Below are 17,630 nucleotides of genomic sequence, written 5' to 3'. Positions count from 1 at the left end.
CACACCGCGGAAACCATCTTGGCCAGCGGTCACGTGCGACCGCACCGAAAGGCCGGACATATGGAAGCAAGCGATCCGATCAAATTTTCCGTTCAGCCCTTGCAAGAGGGAGCCGTCCACATATGGAACTGGTGTGAACATCGGCCAGAACCAACGACTCGCGATTGTCGAGCAGGCAGGCTGCCTGCATTTCGATGACTTTCGACAGGCATTCCTCGTTTAGCTTGATCGAGAGACTGCGCGCGAGTGCGGGCGCCAGGGTCCGCAAATATTCCGGGTGGCTATTCTCCTGCGCCTTGATCGCCCCGATAAACGCATCGAGCCGGGATCGATCGAGCGAGGCTTGGTTGAGATCCTGCGTCGCACGGACGAATTCACCGGGCTTGCCACGCACGGCGTCGACCAGCGTCCCCTCCGCGCCTCCGGTGTCAGGCACCAGAAACATGACCAGCTGTCGCGCGCCTGCAGGCACTGTAAGATCAAGCTTTCGGTCCTTAACCTTCTTCGCCCATGTTTCCGCGAAATGGACCCAATTTTTGGGCGGTGGGTTGGTGGCGCCCCGCAGGAAAGCGGCCACCAGGATGAAGCGGGCGCCTTGGTCCGCCGGAAGCAACGCCTCCACGCTCAGCTTGTCGCCGTCGGCAAGACTGGGCAGCTGGGTGATAGGAAGGCTTTGCGTGCCCCGGCTGACGGTGATGCGCAGCGACGGACCGGGCAGTTCGAATGGAGCGGGATCGGCCGCAGCCGATGGTGCCCCCAAGCTCAGGCACAGCATGGCCACGCACCGGATCGGCCAGGTCATCCATTTGATCTGCAAGCGCTTCGCTCCGGCTATCCATGTCATGCGTAGGTGGCGGGGCCTTCCTCACATATCGGCTCCGACAAGCCAAGCACAGAGGACGATGATGAGACGATGATGAAATCGTCGCGACCCCCGCTCTTCTCGGCGGGCCTCTTTCGGTCCGTTCGCTTTTCAGGTCGGATGGAAAGCCTGGCTTGACCTTGCCTCGCGGCGGGGGCCTAAGAGCGCGATGACCAGAGACCAGATGATCGACTTGCTGGTGGCCCGCCTGCTCCGCGAGCAGGGACGGAGCAAACATCATTGGCGCAAGGCAATCGGTGTTATCCGGCTTTATGATCGGGAGACGCACCCGCATTGTAACTGGACCGTCACGCCTACGGGCAGTGTGCGCGACGTGGCGATCATCGAGGGTTTGCTCGACGACATGCGTTTCGCTCACCCACTGCTGAGCTGAAAGTGCGGTGGTGTCGAGCGGATCGACACAAGGGTTCGGCCGTCATCCGAAATCATTCGCATCCAAAACCCGCCGACCAGCGGTCGGTTCGTTCTGATTCAGGAGATTCTGATTCCGGGATCGCGAATCGTGGGTTCAACATGAGTCGGGCGCGGCTATCCTGACCTGTCGGGGGATGCAGGCTGACCAGTTGGGGGGCTTTCCCTGACCCGCGGGGGGCTTTGCCCTGACCCCACGGGGGCCGCGACGTCCGCCTTATTCCTGCCTCTCACAGGGAGGTATCAGCGCGGGCGGCAGGATGAACCTGACCGGAAGGGGGCGTCATTTCGCTCGACCTGACCTGACTTGACCCATTAGGTCAGGTCAGGCATCTTTGCCGACCATCATGGCAAACGATTCCGCGGATGTGAACGGTGAAACCCCTAATCGCGCGATGCGTGTCGCAGCAGCGCTCGCGCATCGAGACAATGACGATTTTGCCAAACCGGGCAGGCTGGTCGAAGTCCGCTTCATCAAGGGTCAATCGCTCAGTTTGACTGCCTCTCGATTGCTGGCGCTGATGATCCTGACCGCGGGGGGGGATGCCTGGCGCGACATTCCGCACAGGATGCGCAAGGCAGATATCCGCCGGGGCCATAAGGGTAATGAGCGAATCGCTGACATGTTGGAGGAACTTCATCGCACCCTGTTCGCCGAAGATGATACGTCCTGGCGCGGGCGTAAGGCGACGCGGCGTTTCCCCCTCATCCAGATGTCCAAGGAAGAAGTCGAGGAAGAGGGCCATGAAGGAGGGTGGATAGAGTGGGAGTTCACCCCCGACGCGCGACGGCTGATCCAGGAGTCCGAAACCTATGCCGTGCTGAACCGGCAGGCGGTGTTGGGCTTCCGCTCGACCTACGCGCTCCGGCTGTACGAAATGGGAGCGCTGCGCATCCATAGGCGGCAATCGACTTGGAAAGGCGACGTCACGGCTCTCCGCGCCGCGCTCGGGATCGATCCCGACGTATATAAGGATTTCGCCCAGTTGCGTCGCAAGGTTCTCACCACGGCCAAAGCCGAGATCGATCAACTCGCCCACTTTACCGTGGAGTGGAAGGAAGTCCGGCGAGGGCGGGCCGTCGCAGAGATCGAAATTCGCTTTCAGGCAAAAGACGCACCGCAGCAGATATCGACGGTGGACGAACTCGAGAGACATTCAGCGGGCCGACGGTCGCGCCGGGACGGTGGGACGGAAACTATCGTCGCGCCGTTGGGCGAATCAAGCGTACGCCCCATCCCCGCCCGATCGCGCCCCCAGGACGGTGAAGCAGAGGCAGTGGTCACATTCCCGCTCGGAAGTATCCACTACGCTGCCACCCCTGTGTTCCGGGATATCGCGCGCACCCATGGCGGTGGATGGGACATCGACCTCATTGCCGCTGCATATCGCGAGCATATGGGCGCGAGACTGTCGAACCTTTCCGGCAACAAGCTCAAGCAGTCATGGACCGGATTTTGCGAGAGCTACGCTTCGCGGCGCGGCCGGCCCTGACACTATTTTGCACCGGTGCAAAATGACGATCTTAACCACTCCGCCCTCCCCCAATCAGTCAGGTGTGATAGTTGTCGGAGTGAGCAAAGCGCGTTCTCACCCAACGCCCCCAGCTGGTCAGGTTCGCTCGATGGACCGTCGACGAAGTCCGCGCTCCCGTCCTTATCTACCCGTCCTTATCTAAGCGCGAGGTCGCTCGAATGGAGTGGCTTATGCCCCAGATTTTGCACCCAGGCATGTCAGGCTGCAGCTTGTGAAAATCTCGCTGCCGTTGACAAAAAATTGCAAGCTGAGCCATAAGGCGTCCAGCTTCAAAAATGGGGATGTAAATGGCAAGCGTGCCTGCCGACCAGATCGACGCAAGCTTCGCTGCGGTGTCCGATCTCGCTGCGCGTTCCAATACTGTACTGGAACGGCTCCGGGACAACGCCCAGGCCGCGCGCGCCAATGATCGGCGCGAGCCGACTTTTCCTATCGGCAAAGCCGCCGAGCTGATTGGAAGGACGACGCAGGCCATCCGTGAAGCGGAGCGGGATGGCCGCTTGCCAGAACCTCCACGCACCGAAAACGGGCGGCGCGTGGGCTATACGCTTGCGCAGCTCAACGACATGCGCGGCCTGTTCGGCACCCGCCCTTGGCGCGCACCGGACGACCCCTGCGCCGTGATCGCGGTCCAGAATTTCAAGGGGGGCGTGGGCAAGTCCACCGTCTCTGTGCATCTGGCTCAATATCTGGCGATTCAGGGCTATCGCGTCGCCCTGATCGACTGCGACAGCCAGGGATCGGCGACGACGCTGTTCGGCTATGTGCCGGACCTCGATCTGACGGAGGATGACACCCTCTACCCCTTTCTTCGCCATGACGACATCAGTTCGCTCGACTATGCCCTGCGCAAAACGCATTTCGACCAGCTTGAGCTGATCCCCGCCAATTTGCGGCTTTTCCAATCGGAATATGAGTTGGCGGGGCGCATGGCGCGGGGGCAGTCGACGCTGCTGAACCGGCTGGCCGAGGGGATACAGTCCATCGCCGATCGTTTCGACGTCATCGTCATCGATCCGCCGCCAGCACTCGGCGCGATTTCGCTGTCCGTGCTCCGTGCCGCAAACGCGCTGGTAGTGCCCGTCCCTCCGACCGTGATGGACTTCTCTTCGACTGCCGCTTTCCTCAGCATGCTGGAGGAGACGATGGCGCAGCTTCATGAGATGGGCTTTCCCACCGGGCTTAGTTTCCTGCGCTTTGTCGCCTCCAAGGTGGATGAGGGGAAGTCGATGCAGAAGGAGATGCTCAATCTCATGCGCTCGCTTTACGGCCACAGCATCGTTCGCACGCCGCTCAAGGATTCTGCCGAAATCGACAATGCTACGGCGCGATTGATGAGCGTCTATGAACTGGAAGGCCCCCTCACGAGCCGCTCGGTCCGGGAGCGCTGTCTCACCTACCTCGACGGCGTGAATTCAGAGGTCGAGATCGACATTCGCATGACCTGGCCCAGCCACGCGACGCGATTGCGTCAGGAAGGACATGCCTGATTTTGCACCGGTGCAAAAAGCGATGCCAGGGCGCGGCGTTTGCGGCAATGAGGATTGACAGATGAGCGGAAAAAACAAGAGTTTCGCTGAAGGGCTTGCCGCCGGACTTGTCCCTGGCGGCGATGCGCCCCGCGCGCGGGGCCAGATGGGATCGATCCTTTCGGGGCGTGAGAACCGTATTGCGCAGCTGGCGTCGGGCGCCATCGTGCAACGGACGCACGAGCTGGTCGATCCTGCGCGGTGCCGGTTGTGGGCAGGGCATAATCGCGACTATGCCCTGTTGAACGAGCAGCGATGCGCGGACCTGATTGAAAGTCTCAAGTCACAGGGACGCCAGGAAGTCCCCGCCATCGTGCGCCGCGTTAGAGGGGATGCCGACTATGATTTCGAAATCATATGCGGTGCGCGGCGTCACTGGTCGGTGTCATGGCTGCGGGCTCATAATTATCCCGAATTCCGCTTCCTGGTGGAGCCCCGCGAGCTGACCGACGAAGAGGCATTCCGCCTCGCGGACCTCGAAAATCGTGCGCGGGAAGACATAACCGATTTCGAGCGGGCACGAGATTATCTGAAGGCGTTGGAGGGCTATTATGAAGGCCACCAGGGGCGGATGGCAGAACGCCTCAACGTCTCGCAAAGCTGGCTCAGCCGCTATCTCGATCTGGCGCGCTTGCCTGACGACCTCATGGCCGCATTCCCCGACCCGCACGCCCTGCGCATCAAGCATGTCACCATGCTGAAGCCGCTGCTGAAGCCGGAGGACCAACGCAAGCGGGTGGCGTTGCGCGCGGCGGAACTGGCGCAACAATGGCAGCAGGGGGCAGGGGGACTGCCAGTTGTGGACATCATCCGCGATCTTGCAAACGCGGCGACGGGAGCCCCCAGGAAGACAGGATCCCCCAAAAGGACAGGATCGGAAAATATCCTGCACAACGCGGACGGCAAACCGATCCTCAAGATCGACAGGCACACGCCCAAGCAAATGACGTTGACGCTTCTTCCCAGAGGCGGCGGCACGCGCGAGGATGCCGAAAAGGCGTTGCTCACTCTCGTTCGCGACCTTTGGGCTTAAGGCTTAGCCTTAGAGGGTAGGGGCATGGCCCAGTTGCGCGTCGAATGCCTCGGGCTCAGCATCAGGCCGAGGCCACACTTCGTCCAGAGCAGGCGGGGAAGGGGGCTGTCATGGCATCGTAGCGACGGAGATTGGATGACGCCATTTGCTCCATGACGCATCCCCAAAGCCAATGCATATGCCCTTCAGTACGGGGGCGGCACCAACTGGCCGCTTGCGCGTTGGCGCCGTGATGATCCAGATCAATTTGGGATGACTTGTGTTGCGGAATTTGGCTCAGTATCGCCTCGGTTCTGCGCTGCCGGCAGCATTGCTGACCGGCTGCTGCTCTAGTCCTTGGAGAGCCCATGACCGTTGACGCCATTCCGGGCGAACTCAGGGATTATTTCGAGCGCTCGACCGTGGCTCTCTCCTTGGGGGCGGCCGAGGGTGATCATCCGCTCCAACTTACCAACCAGCGCTTCCACCAACTGACGGGCTACGGCGCAAGTGAGATTATCGGTCGGAACTGCCGGTTCTTGCAGGGCGAAAGCCGCAATGAGGAGGCGCGGGGCCAGATCCGCGAATTTCTCGCCGACGATCGGCGTCCCAATGTACGCACGTCGATCGTGAATTTCCGCAAGGACGGGCAGCCCTTCGTCAATCTGCTCTACATGACGAAGCTGCGCGCACAATCCGGCGCCCTGCTCTACATCTTCGCCTCGCAATTCGACATCAGCCGGACGCAGCCAGGCTTGCTGGCCGAATATGACACGAGCCTGGGGCAGACTCTCGTCGGGCTCAGCCCCGTGCTGGCCGACAGCGGCCTCATCATCGAAGGGTCGCTGATGACGATCGCGAACGCGGCGGCCACGATCGCGCAGGCGAAGTTGACGCTGGGGCAACTGGATAGCGGTCACCTGCTTTGACCGATCGCGAAGCATCTTCCTCCCGCCTTCCGGTCGTTGGCATAGGCGCTTCCGCCGGCGGACTGGAGGCGTTGCGCGACATGCTCGCGCCGGCGCAAAGCGCCACGGGGATGGCCTTCGTCATCGTTCAGCATCTCGACCCCAACCATGAAAGCATGCTGGCGCAACTGCTGGACCGCCATACGAGGCTGGAAGTGCTTCAATGCGAAGGGGGCGAGCGCATCGAGGCGGACAAGGTCTACATCATCCCGCCAGGGCATGGCCTTGCTATCCGGCAGGGCAGGCTGGAACTGACCGATTTCGCGCAGCCGCGCGGCTTGCGTCGTCCGATCGACGATTTCTTCATCTCGCTCGCCGCTGACCAGCAGGCTGACGCCGCCTGCGTCATACTTTCGGGTACAGGGGCTGACGGCACCACCGGGCTGCGCGCGGTCAAGGAACATGGCGGCGTCTGCCTGGTCCAGCAGCCCGAAAGCGCTCGTTATGACGGAATGCCTCTCTCCGCGGTCGGCACGGGCCTGGTCGACTATATCAAACAGCCTGGCGAGATGCTCGATTGTCTGTTCGCCTATTTCAATCGCACGGTCGGAAGCGCGCCGGAAGTCGAGGCGACACTCGTAGCTGATCATGTGGACGACCTGTGCAAGGCCTTGCGCGCGGCGGTCGGGCACGACTTTTCCGGCTACAAGCGGACGACGCTCATCCGCCGGGTCGAACGGCGCATGCATGTGCTGGGTATCGATTCCGGACGAGCATATCTCGCCCGCGTCAAATCGGACGCCGAAGAATGTGAGGCGCTTTTCCGCGATCTGCTCATCAACGTGACCCGCTTCTTCCGGGACACCGAACTGTTCGACCTCTTGCGCACGAAGGTGGTGGAGCCACTTATCAGCGAAGCCGACGGCGACGACATCCGCGTCTGGGTGCCCGGCTGTTCGTCGGGCGAAGAAGCCTATAGCATGGCCATGCTGTTCGCGGATGCTGCCAGCGCGGCGGGGGCCTCGCCGGCGTCGATTCAGATTTTCGCGACCGATATCGACGAGCGCATGCTTCAGATCGCGCGGGAAGGGGCCTATCCATCCTCCGCCCTTGCGGACATTCCTCCCGCCTTCCGCGAGCGCTATGCCATTCCGCATGCCGAGCGGTTCGTGATCGCGCCGCAGATTCGCGACATGATCCGCTTTTCCAATCATAGCATCGTGAAGGATCCACCCTTCTCGCGAATCGACCTCGTATCGTGCCGCAACTTGCTGATTTATTTCGACGACCGGTTGCAACAGTCAGTGATGCCGCTGCTCCATTATGCAATCCGGCCCGACGGCTTTCTGTTCCTGGGCCCTTCGGAAAGCGTCGGCCGGTTCGAACATCTGTTCCCCGTCGTCGATCAGCAGGCCCGCCTCTTCCGGCGTGCGCCTGGACCGCCCAACTATCCGATCGATCTTCCGGGCACCGGTACGACCCGCAACACGCGCGTCGATGCGCCGAGCTTCCGTGACAGCGCGCGCCGCGCTGCGGACGAAACCATGGCGGCCCGCCGTATCCTGGATCGCTACGCGCCGCCTAGCCTCTTGCTGGATCAGGATGGCGGCATCATCGCCGCCTATGGCCGGCTGGGGCGATATTTCGACTTTCCCGTCACGCGCACCGGTGGTTCCAGCGCGATCAGCCTGGCCCGCAGCGGCCTGCGCAACGTCCTGGGCCCGCTGCTGCGCGAAGGGCGCGACAACCGTAAGCGCATCGTTGCCCGGGACGTGCAGGTCGTATCGGAATATGGCGAACAGCAGATCGACGTCATATGCGATCCGCTGCCGGACGGTACTCTGCTCTTCATATTCCGCGAAACCGCGCCGTTCCGCCCCGCGCTGGAGAGCGATGCCGACGAACTGCATTCGGGCGACGATCATCTCGACGCGCTGGAGGACGAACTGCGGGTGACGCGTCACCGCCTGCGCTCGACCGTGGAAGAACTGGAAACGGCGAACGAGGAGCTGAAAAGCTCCAACGAAGAAATGATGTCGATGAATGAAGAGCTCCAGTCCACCAACGAGGAGCTGTCCACGGTCAATGACGAGCTGAAGTCGAAGGTCGATCAGCTGACGGTCGCCAATTCGGATTTGCGCAATTTCTTCGAATCGACGGATCTGGCTGTCATCGTGCTGGACGCGGACCTGCGCATCCGCAGCTTCACCGATGCGGCGACGTCGCTTTTTCCACTGCAACCGGGCGACAGGGGCCGCCCGCTTGGGGACGTGTCGACCAGGCTGGAGGGCGGCAGCTATCTGGAGGATGCCCGCGCTGTCGCGGACGGCCATGCGCCCATTCAGCGCCGCGTCATGACACGCGACGGCCAGCGCACCCTGTCGCTCCGCACGCTTCCTTATCGGTCCCAATCAGGCACCACGGACGGCGCGACCCTGGTCCTGACCGACATCACCGAAGCGCTGTCGATGGAACGGGATCTGGCGGCGGAACGCGAGCGGCTGGAGATGGCGATCAAGGCCGGCGGCATTGCCGTTTGGGAATATCTGATCGATACCAAGGAAGCGATCGTAGACGACCATGCCCGTTCGATCCTGGGCATAACGCCGGACGTGGCACCAACGGACGAGGAAGCGCGCCTGGCCCGGATGCATCCCGACGATCGCTCCGACTTCGATGCCGCGCTGGCCAAGGTCATCGAGGAGGGGGGCGAGTTCGAATCGAGCTATCGCATCATGGACGGCGGCGAGACCCGTCGGATCAAGAGTTTCGGCCGACTGATCGAGAAGGGCGGGCCGCGCCGCCTTGTCGGCGTATCGATTGATGTAACGCCGGAATATCGCCTGGCCGAAACGCGCGAACTGATGCTGCGCGAAATGAACCATCGGGTGAAGAACCTCTTCGCCATCGTCGGCGGCATGATCTCGGCAGGCGCGCGCTCGCATCAGGACGTGCGCAGCTTTGCGACCGATGTGCGGGAACGGATCGCCGCGCTAGGCCGCGCTCACTCGCTTGCCTCGCCGACCGGCGAGCTTCAGGCGATCAACCTTGCCGAGCTGATCCGCGTGACCGTCGCCCCCTATTTCGACCATGCCGAAATCGACATCGACGGGCCGGACTGCCGCATCGAGCGTTCCTGTCTGTCTCCGCTGGCGCTCATGCTGCACGAGTGGGCGACGAACTCCGTCAAGTACGGCGCGCTGGGTTCCGCCGGCGGAGCGCTGTCGATCGGCTGGACCGTGGGCGAGGGCGGCATACACCTCCAATGGCGCGAAACCGGGGATAAGCCTGTCACCGTGTCCGACGGAACTGGCTTTGGCACCATCCTGGTCGATACCTCCTCTCGCCAGCTGGGCGCGCAGGTATCGCGCAAGGTGGAGGGGCACGCCTTCATCATCGACATCCATCTGCCACCGAAGGTGCTTTCCGATGACTAAGACCGTGATGCTCGTGGAGGACGAACTGCTCGTTGCCTTCGATGTTCAGGACATCATCGAAGCGGCCGGCTTTGCCGTCGATGGTCCCTATGTTTCGGTCGCCGAGGCCCTTCGGGCGGTCGATCGGCAGCTGCCCGCCTGCGCGGTGCTGGACGTGCAGTTGCAGGATGGGGAAGTCTACCCGGCCGCCGACCTGTTGCAAGAGGCCGGCATTCCGCTGGTTTTTCATTCAGGTCATGCGGATGCACATATCCTGCGCACGCGTTATCCGAGCGCGGCCGTCTGCGGCAAGCCCTGCTCCCCCTCGAAGCTGAAGGCGACGATCGCGGATTTGCTGGAGGAGTGATGCGGCGCCGATCGCTTCAATTCGTCACCCCCGCCAGCTGATCCCGATCCAGAGGGTACGGGGCGTGCCGAGGTCGATCGATCCCCCCGCATTGCGGGTGACGACCCGTTCGTCGAACAGATTTTCGCCTCTGGCCACCAGGCTGACACTGCGGCCAACGGGCAGGCGGGCGACCGCGTCCACGGTCAACGCATCGGGCAGGACGTCGCTTTGCAGGTCATCTTCATATTGCCGCCCGACATAGCGGACGGTGCCCGACAAGGACGGGCCGTTGACCGGCGCATAGCCCAGCGTGGCGCTCGCCATATGCCGGGGCACCTGCGCGGGGCGCATTCCGTCCAGCGCGGTTCCGGGCGCCCGGACGCTGCTGTCGCTATAGGCGTAGGAGGCGGAAAGGCTGACGTCACCCATGCGGGCCGCCGCCGTCAGTTCGATCCCCTTGGCGACGATCCGCTGGACATTCTGCCGTCGCCGCGTGGTGGCGGTGAGCGTGACATTGGCAATGGCATCGTCCAGGCGGTTGTAGAAACCGGTTGCCGACAGCGTCACGCCGGGGGCGGGCGTTAAATCGATCCCGGCTTCCGCGCCTTTCAGCTTTTCGGGGTTCAATCGGTCGTTGGCCTGGGTCGTGATCGGGAAGACCACGAACGGGCGGTAGAGTTCGTTGAGCGTAGGCAGGCGAAACCCGCTATAGGCGGATGCGCGCACCGCGACGGCGGTACTCGCGTGGTAGAGCAGGCCTGCCCGGCCCGAAAAGGCCCAATCCGACCGGTCGGCAAAGCGGGTTTCCGTCGCTGCGCCGGTCGCGGCGTTCACCTGATCGTAGAAGCCGCCCCGGATCGACCAGCGGTCGGCCCGCGCGCCGCCCGTCAGCACCAGCTTGCCGCCCAGCGCCTCGGGCGTCCAGTCATCCTCGAAGAAGAGCCCGCGCGTCCATTGCTCCCCCCCGGCATGGCGCAGGAAGGTGCGGGGGTTGGCCGCGACATTGGCGTTATAGGCATCCTCATACATGTCGCCCGTGGCGAACCGCGTATCGACGCCCAGCCGCAGCAGATGCGCGGCACCGACCGGCGGGCGCAGCTCGATCTTGCCGCCGATGCCCGTGGAGGGCGTGTTGCGCTGGTCCAGCGACTTGCGGAACGGGGCGTTGGAGGAAATGACGATGTTCGAGAAGTTGCGCGCCTGAAGATAGGCGAGCGCGTCGATCTGCCAGGCCCCACGACTGATGTAGCGGATGCTGGCATCCTGCCCCTGGCTCATGCTGTCCGCGCCTGCGAAGCGCAACGTGCGCCGATCCTCGAACAAGGTGGCACGAACCTGCAATTCGGACGTGGCGGACAGGGGGGCGACGGCGCGCAGGTTCGTTGACCAGCCATCATAGGCGGCGGGCACCGTGGCGGCGACTCGTTGATCCTCCGGCGTCGTCTGGAAGCCGTCACCCCGGTCCCACCGTCCTGAAACCGACACATAGCCGCCGCCCAGATCCTGCGTCAGCCCGGCCGACAGTTCGGTCGCGTCCCGGCTGCCGTAGAAGGCGCTGGCGGACAAGCCGGGCAGCTGGTCGCGCGTCGCGCTCGCCAGTTCTATGGTGCCGGCGACCGCGCCCGCCCCGAACGCGCCGATGCCGCCGCCGCGCGTCACCCGCACCACGCTCAGCCGGTCGGGAACCAGCGCGCTGAAGGGGATGTAGCCAAAGAAGGGATCGGCCACCGGCACGCCGTCGAGCAGCACGAGCGTCCGGCTGGACGCGTTGCCGCCAAGCGCACGCAGCGTCGCGCCCTGGTTGGAGGGATTGGAGGAGCGGCTGTCGGAGCGCCGGAACTGCTGAAAGCCGGCGACGTCACCCAATAAATTCTCGATCCGCCCGGACGCGCTGTCCATCAGCCGTTCGCGCGGGATGACGACCGACCCATAGGCTGGCGTGCCTGGGGGAAGGGGGAGGCCCGCGCCGGTCACCACGATCGCGGCGCTTTCCGGGGCGTCGTCGGGTGTCTGGGCGACCGCAGCGGCGGGCGCGGCCAACATCATGGCGGGAACGAACAGATTTCTCACGGCAACCCCTCTTGTTTGGCCTCCCATCGGAATTTTGCATCGGGATTGCAAATGGAAAGGCGCGGCAACGTTGTCCGCAACGCAGCCATGTTGATGCAGGTTACCCGAGACTTGCGCGATCAGGCCTTGGCGGAGAGCGCGCTCAGTTCCTCCAGGTCCAGGTCGCGTTCCAGCTCGTGCAGCGTATCCTCGTCGATGTCGCCGCTGCGATGCAGGCGCAGCAACTCCTTGCGCCCGGCCGCGACGGCTTTGAGGATCAGGTCGAAATGCGCATGCAACTGGTCGGCGAACTGCGCCTCCTGCCCGGCATAGGATGTGGCGATGGAGGCTTGGCGCTGATAGCGGTCCAGCAGGCGAGGGTGAATGACGGTGCCGTTCGCATCGCGGGCATGGACTTCCACCACCTTCAGCTGCGCCCGTGCCATCGCCGCTTCCGCCTCGCTCATCGTCATGCGCGGCCGGTCGGCCTCGCTTTCCTCCAGCCGCACCAGCTTTATCACCGCGCCCAACGACATGCCCTGGATCAGCACCGTGCCGATGATGACGGCAAAGGCCGTGACCAGGATGAAGTCGCGGCCGGGGAAGCCCTCCGGTACACTGAGCGCCACCGCCAGCGTTACCACGCCCCGCATGCCTGCCCATGCCAGCACCGTCGCGCCGCGCGGTCCGATCGGGCGGTATCGTTTGAGGCCCATGGCACGCAACAGCCCGATCAGCGCGTCTGACCCGAATACCCAGAGGAAGCGCGCGACGATCAGCGCGCCAAGGATCGCCAGCACCGGCCCTGTCATCTCCTGCAGCACCAGGTCGAAGCCGCCGACGCGATCGATCACGCCGCGCAGCGACGATCCGATCAGCAGGAAGACGAACGCCTCCATCAGGAATATCATCACCGCCCAGAAAGCGGTGCCGTTCATCCGCACCGTCGCCGTAAACACGACATGCTGATACCAGCCGCAGATGAGGCCGGTGGTAACGGTCGCGATCACGCCCGACAAATGGCCGCTTTCCGCCAGCAGGTAGGATGCCCAGGGTGCTAGCAGGGACGAGGCGATCATCAGATATTTGTCGTCCAGCCTGGGCGCGAGCAGCACCCAGGCCGCGCCGACCGCTGCCCCCACGACAGCGCCGCCGATCGCCAGCAGCGCAAAACTCTCCAGCGCGCTGACCATGCTGAACGCGCCAGTGACGCCTGCCGCCACGGCGAACCGGAAAAGGACGAGGCCGCTGGCGTCGTTGAACAGGCTTTCGCCCTCCAGCAGGATCGACAGCCGTCTGGGCAGCTTGACCCGCTGCAATACGGCGCGCGCCGATACCGCATCAGGCGGCGAGACGATCGCGCCGAGCGCGGCGCAAGCCGCGATGGGAAGGGACGGGATCAGCCAATGCGCCACGAGCGCGACCACCGCCGTGGTGAAGATCACCGCTCCGACCGCCAGTCCCGCTATGCCCAGCATGTGCCGCTGCAGGTGGCGCAGCGCGATGAACCAGGCCCCATCCATCAACAGCGGCGGCAGGAATATGACGAGCACCAGTTCGGGATCGAGCGATATGACCGGCAGGCCGGGCACGAAGGCGAAGAGCGCCCCGCCTGTCAGCAGCGCGACGGCGGGTGGCAGGCCCAGCTTGTGCGCAACGAAGTGCAGCAGGATGATCGCCAGCAACATGACGATCACCAGTTCGAACATCTGCAGCGCGTCCATGCGGTAATCCCCCTTGTTCCAGATCCTTAGCGCGCCAGCGTGCGCCGATCTATCCTTGGTTGCCGATCTTTGGAGCTATGGCCCGCCGGCGAAGCGGCGCTCCATTTCCAGCATGAACGGGGCAGGGGTGTGCAGCATCGTCTCCGCGTCCTGCGTCGCTGCCCAGCCCAGGGTGCGGACCAGGTCGAAGCCCGCCAGCGCCGGGCGCGCCATCCCGTCCGCTTGGAAGCTGCGCGGCATGACGGTGATGCCAAGGCCGGCGCTCACCATCTGCATCACCTGATCGTCATTGGTGGAGCGCAGCGCGAAATGCGGCCGCACGCCGCGTTCCGTGAAGAAGCGGCTGGTTTCGGACAGCGCCTCGCAATGCCGCCGCACGATCATCACCTCTCCGCCCAGCCGGTCCGCGCTGATCGACGGCCGGTCGGCCAGAGGATGGCGGACGGACATTGCGAGCGCATAGCCTTCGCTGCGCACCGACTTTTCCAGGAAGCGGTCGCCGCCACGGCCGACCAGCGTCAACGCAACGTCGATGCGTCCCTTGGCCAGATGGCCCGTCAGTTCCCGCTCGCTGCCGAACAGCATCTCGAACCGGCTGTCACGGCCGGGCCGGCTCGCCGCCACCGCATCGGCAACGATCTTGCCGGGGACGCTCGACAATATCCCTAGGCGCAAGGAGGACCGCCCGTCGCCAACGCCCATGCCCTGCATCGCTGCGTTGAACGCCTGCTCTATCCGGCGCGCATGGGACAGGAAGCGGGTGCCTGTCTCCGTCAATTCCACGCGCTGGTTGGACCGGATGAACAAGGGCGTGCCCAAAGTCCGTTCCAGTTTCGCGATGCCGACGGAGAGGGTGGGCTGCGATACATTGCAATGGCTCGCCGCGCGCGAAAAATTGCCTTGGTCGACCACGGCCAGGAAATAGCGGAGCAGATAGCGGTCCAGCATTGACCAGGAGCCTTACAAGCAGCGACGGTGAATAGATGGCATCTATATAGTCCTTGCCGGAAGTTCAATTTTTCCTGTGGGCTCGGATCGGCTACATGGGGCGGAACAGGAGAGACGCCATGACCGATTTCGATTTCGCGCTCGGTGAAGCCGCCGATATGATCCGGGAAAGCACGGCGCGCTTCGCCGCCGATCGGATCGCGCCCCTCGCTGCCGAAATCGACGCGAAGGACTGGTTCCCGCGGGACGAACTCTGGCCCGCCATGGGCGAACTCGGCCTCCACGCAATCACGGTAGAGGAGCAATGGGGCGGCCTCGGCCTCGGCTATCTGGAGCATGTCGTGGCGCAGGAGGAGGTCGCCCGCGCGTCCGCTTCCATCGGCCTCTCCTATGGCGCGCACTCCAATCTCTGCGTCAACCAGATTCGCCGCTGGGGCAATGAGGCGCAGAAGGCGAAATATCTGCCCAAGCTCATTTCCGGCGAGCATGTCGGCTCGCTCGCCATGTCGGAAGCGGGTGCGGGATCGGACGTCATTTCGATGAAGCTGCGCGCGGAAAAGCATGGCGACCGCTATGTGCTCAACGGCACCAAATATTGGATCACAAACGCGCCCTATGCCGACACGCTGGTCGTCTATGCCAAGACGGGGGAGGGGTCCAAGGGCGTCACCACCTTCCTGATCGAGAAGGAGATGAAGGGCTTCTCCATCGGGCAGAAGATCGACAAGATGGGTATGCGCGGCTCCCCCACCGCCGAACTGGTGTTCGACGATTGCGAGGTGCCGGAGGAGAATATCATGGGGCCGCTGAACGGCGGCGCGGGCGTGCTGATGAGCGGCCTCGACTATGAGCGCACCGTGCTCGCCGGCATCCAGCTCGGGCTCATGCAGGCCTGCCTCGACGTGGTGCTGCCCTATGTCCGCGAGCGCCGGCAGTTCGGCAAGCCCATCGGCGCGTTCCAGCTGATGCAGGCCAAGGTCGCCGACATGTATGTCGCGCTCAACAGCGCGCGCGCCTATGTCTATGCGGTGGCGAAGGCCTGCGACGCCGGCAGAACCACCCGCTTCGACGCGGCGGGCGCGATCCTGCTGGCGAGCGAGAACGCGATGAAGGTGGCGCTTGAGGCGGTGCAGGCCTTGGGCGGCGCAGGCTATACAAAGGACTGGCCGGTGGAACGCTATATGAGGGATGGCAAGCTGCTCGACATCGGCGCTGGCACCAACGAGATCCGCCGCATGCTGATCGGCCGGGAGTTGATCGGCGCATGAGCGGACCAGTCCTCGACACCAAGCTCTCGCCGGACGACGAGACCTTCCGCGCCAACGCCGCGCACAATCGCACCCTTGCCGAGGAACTGCGCGCCAAGGTCGCGGCGGCGGCGCGCGGTGGGTCGGGCAGCGCGCGGGACAAGCATGTCGCGCGCGGCAAGCTGCTCCCCCGCGACCGCGTAGAGCGGCTGCTCGATCCTGGCAGCCCCTTCCTCGAAGTCGGTCAGCTCGCCGGCAACGGCCTCTATGGCGATGAAGTGCCCGGCGCGGGCATCGTCGCGGGCATCGGTCGCGTTTCAGGGCGGCAAGTGATGATCGCCTGCAACGACGCGACGGTGAAGGGCGGCACCTATTTCCCGCTAACGGTCAAGAAGCATCTGCGCGCGCAGGAGATCGCGCTCGAAAACCGGCTGCCCTGCGTCTATCTGGTCGACAGCGGCGGCGCGAACCTCCCCAATCAGGCGGAGGTCTTTCCCGACCGCGACCATTTCGGCCGCATCTTCTACAATCAGGCGCAGATGAGCGCGCGCGGCATCCCCCAGATCGCCTGCGTCATGGGCAGCTGCACGGCAGGCGGCGCATACGTGCCCGCCATGTGCGACGAAAGCGTGATCGTCCGCAACCAGGGCACCATCTTCCTCGCCGGCCCGCCGTTGGTGCAGGCGGCGACGGGCGAGGTCATCAGCGCGGAGGATCTGGGCGGCGGCGACCTCCATGGCCGCAAATCGGGCGTCGTCGATCATGTCGCCGAGAATGACGACCATGCTCTCACCATCGTGAGAGACATCGTCTCGACGCTCCAGCCCGACCGCACACCGGACGTGAACCTGCGCGATCCCCGCCCGCCGCTCTACGACGCAAGCGACCTCTACGGCATCGTGCCGCAGGATGTGCGGGCGCCCTATGACGTGCGCGAAGTCATCGCCCGCATCGTCGACGGCAGCGAATTCCACGAGTTCAAGGCGCTCTATGGCACCACGCTTGTCTGCGGCTTCGCGCACATCTGGGGGATGCCGGTCGCCATCCTCGCCAACAACGGCGTGCTGTTCAGCGAAAGCGCGGTCAAGGGCGCGCATTTCATCGAACTCGCCTGCCAGCGGCGCGTGCCCCTGCTGTTCCTTCAGAACATCTCCGGCTTCATGGTCGGCGGCAAATATGAGGCGGAGGGCATCGCCAAGAACGGCGCGAAGCTCGTCACCGCCGTCGCCACCGCGCAGGTGCCCAAGATCACCGTCCTGATCGGCGGCAGCTTCGGCGCGGGCAATTACGGAATGTGCGGGCGCGCCTATGGCCCACGCTTCCTCTTCACCTGGCCCAACAGCCGCATATCGGTGATGGGCGGCGAACAGGCGGCGAGCGTGCTCGCCACCGTCAACCGCGATGCCGCCCACTGGACGCCGGAGCAGGCCGAAGCCTTCAAGGCCCCCATCCGCCAGCGCTTCGAGGACGAGGGCAACCCCTATTACGCCACCGCCCGTCTGTGGGACGACGGCGTCATCGACCCGGCCCAGACCCGCGACGTCCTCGGCCTCGCCTTCGCCGCCACGTTGAACGCCCCGATCGACGATCGCGCGCAGTTCGGCATCTTCAGGATGTAA

General features: G+C 64.0%; 12 protein-coding genes and 1 pseudogene. 9 read left to right on the top strand and 4 right to left on the bottom strand.

Annotated elements, in window-relative coordinates; translation table 11 throughout:
* Positions 1-109: 109 nt before the first annotated feature.
* Positions 110-802, bottom strand: a pseudogene (locus ACFQ24_RS10830) (hypothetical protein); the annotation flags it as partial.
* A gap of 229 nt (positions 803-1,031) precedes the next feature.
* Between ACFQ24_RS10830 and ACFQ24_RS10825 the strand changes: the two are divergent.
* The 7 genes from ACFQ24_RS10825 (at position 1,032) to ACFQ24_RS10795 (ending at position 10,061) form a co-directional block, all read left to right on the top strand.
* Positions 1,032-1,256 carry a hypothetical protein gene (locus ACFQ24_RS10825; protein WP_380911143.1) on the top strand — a complete coding sequence of 75 codons (225 nt, stop codon included), beginning with the start codon at positions 1,032-1,034 and terminating at the stop codon, positions 1,254-1,256.
* Positions 1,257-1,689: 433 nt separating this feature from the next.
* Positions 1,690-2,787 carry a replication initiation protein gene (locus ACFQ24_RS10820; RefSeq protein ID WP_380911151.1) on the top strand — a complete coding sequence of 366 codons (1,098 nt, stop codon included), beginning with the start codon at positions 1,690-1,692 and terminating at the stop codon, positions 2,785-2,787.
* Positions 2,788-3,116: 329 nt separating this feature from the next.
* Positions 3,117-4,319: an AAA family ATPase gene (locus ACFQ24_RS10815; RefSeq protein ID WP_380911141.1), complete on the top strand. Its 1,203-nt coding sequence runs from the start codon at positions 3,117-3,119 to the stop codon at positions 4,317-4,319.
* Positions 4,320-4,380: 61 nt separating this feature from the next.
* Positions 4,381-5,391: a ParB/RepB/Spo0J family partition protein gene (locus ACFQ24_RS10810; protein ID WP_380911139.1), complete on the top strand. Its 1,011-nt coding sequence runs from the start codon at positions 4,381-4,383 to the stop codon at positions 5,389-5,391.
* Between the two features lie 347 nt (positions 5,392-5,738).
* Entirely contained in the window at positions 5,739-6,299 is a 561-nt protein-coding gene (locus ACFQ24_RS10805; protein ID WP_380911137.1) for a PAS domain-containing protein, read from the top strand.
* Positions 6,296-9,715: a chemotaxis protein CheB gene (locus ACFQ24_RS10800; RefSeq protein ID WP_380911135.1), complete on the top strand. Its 3,420-nt coding sequence runs from the start codon at positions 6,296-6,298 to the stop codon at positions 9,713-9,715. The genes ACFQ24_RS10805 and ACFQ24_RS10800 overlap by 4 nt, the downstream gene beginning before the upstream one ends.
* Positions 9,716-9,722: 7 nt before the next feature.
* Positions 9,723-10,061: a response regulator gene (locus ACFQ24_RS10795; RefSeq protein ID WP_380911149.1), complete on the top strand. Its 339-nt coding sequence runs from the start codon at positions 9,723-9,725 to the stop codon at positions 10,059-10,061.
* Positions 10,062-10,085: 24 nt separating this feature from the next.
* Here the strand turns inward: ACFQ24_RS10795 and ACFQ24_RS10790 are convergent, their stop codons facing one another.
* The 3 genes from ACFQ24_RS10790 to ACFQ24_RS10780 form a co-directional block, all read right to left on the bottom strand.
* A complete protein-coding gene (locus ACFQ24_RS10790; protein ID WP_380911147.1) occupies positions 10,086-12,089 on the bottom strand; it encodes a TonB-dependent receptor in 2,004 nt (667 codons plus the stop codon).
* 143 nt (positions 12,090-12,232) lie between these two features.
* Positions 12,233-13,816, bottom strand: a complete 1,584-nt coding sequence (locus ACFQ24_RS10785; protein ID WP_380911133.1) for a Na+/H+ antiporter — start codon at positions 13,814-13,816, stop codon at positions 12,233-12,235.
* A 75-nt stretch (positions 13,817-13,891) separates the two neighbouring features.
* Positions 13,892-14,764 (bottom strand): LysR family transcriptional regulator, encoded by an 873-nt coding sequence (locus ACFQ24_RS10780; RefSeq protein ID WP_380911131.1) that lies wholly within the window; start codon positions 14,762-14,764, stop codon positions 13,892-13,894.
* A 119-nt stretch (positions 14,765-14,883) separates the two neighbouring features.
* On the opposite strand from ACFQ24_RS10780, the gene ACFQ24_RS10775 reads away from it, so the two are divergent.
* A complete protein-coding gene (locus ACFQ24_RS10775) occupies positions 14,884-16,032 on the top strand; it encodes an isovaleryl-CoA dehydrogenase (protein ID WP_380911129.1) in 1,149 nt (382 codons plus the stop codon).
* Complete coding sequence (locus tag ACFQ24_RS10770) at positions 16,029-17,630, top strand: carboxyl transferase domain-containing protein (RefSeq protein WP_380911127.1); 1,602 nt, start codon at positions 16,029-16,031, stop codon at positions 17,628-17,630. The genes ACFQ24_RS10775 and ACFQ24_RS10770 overlap by 4 nt, the downstream gene beginning before the upstream one ends.

The organism is Sphingobium olei (assembly GCF_042678845.1).
GTDB classification, from domain to species: Bacteria; Pseudomonadota; Alphaproteobacteria; order Sphingomonadales; family Sphingomonadaceae; genus Sphingobium; species Sphingobium olei.
This window is presented reverse-complemented; position numbering and strand designations above follow the sequence as displayed.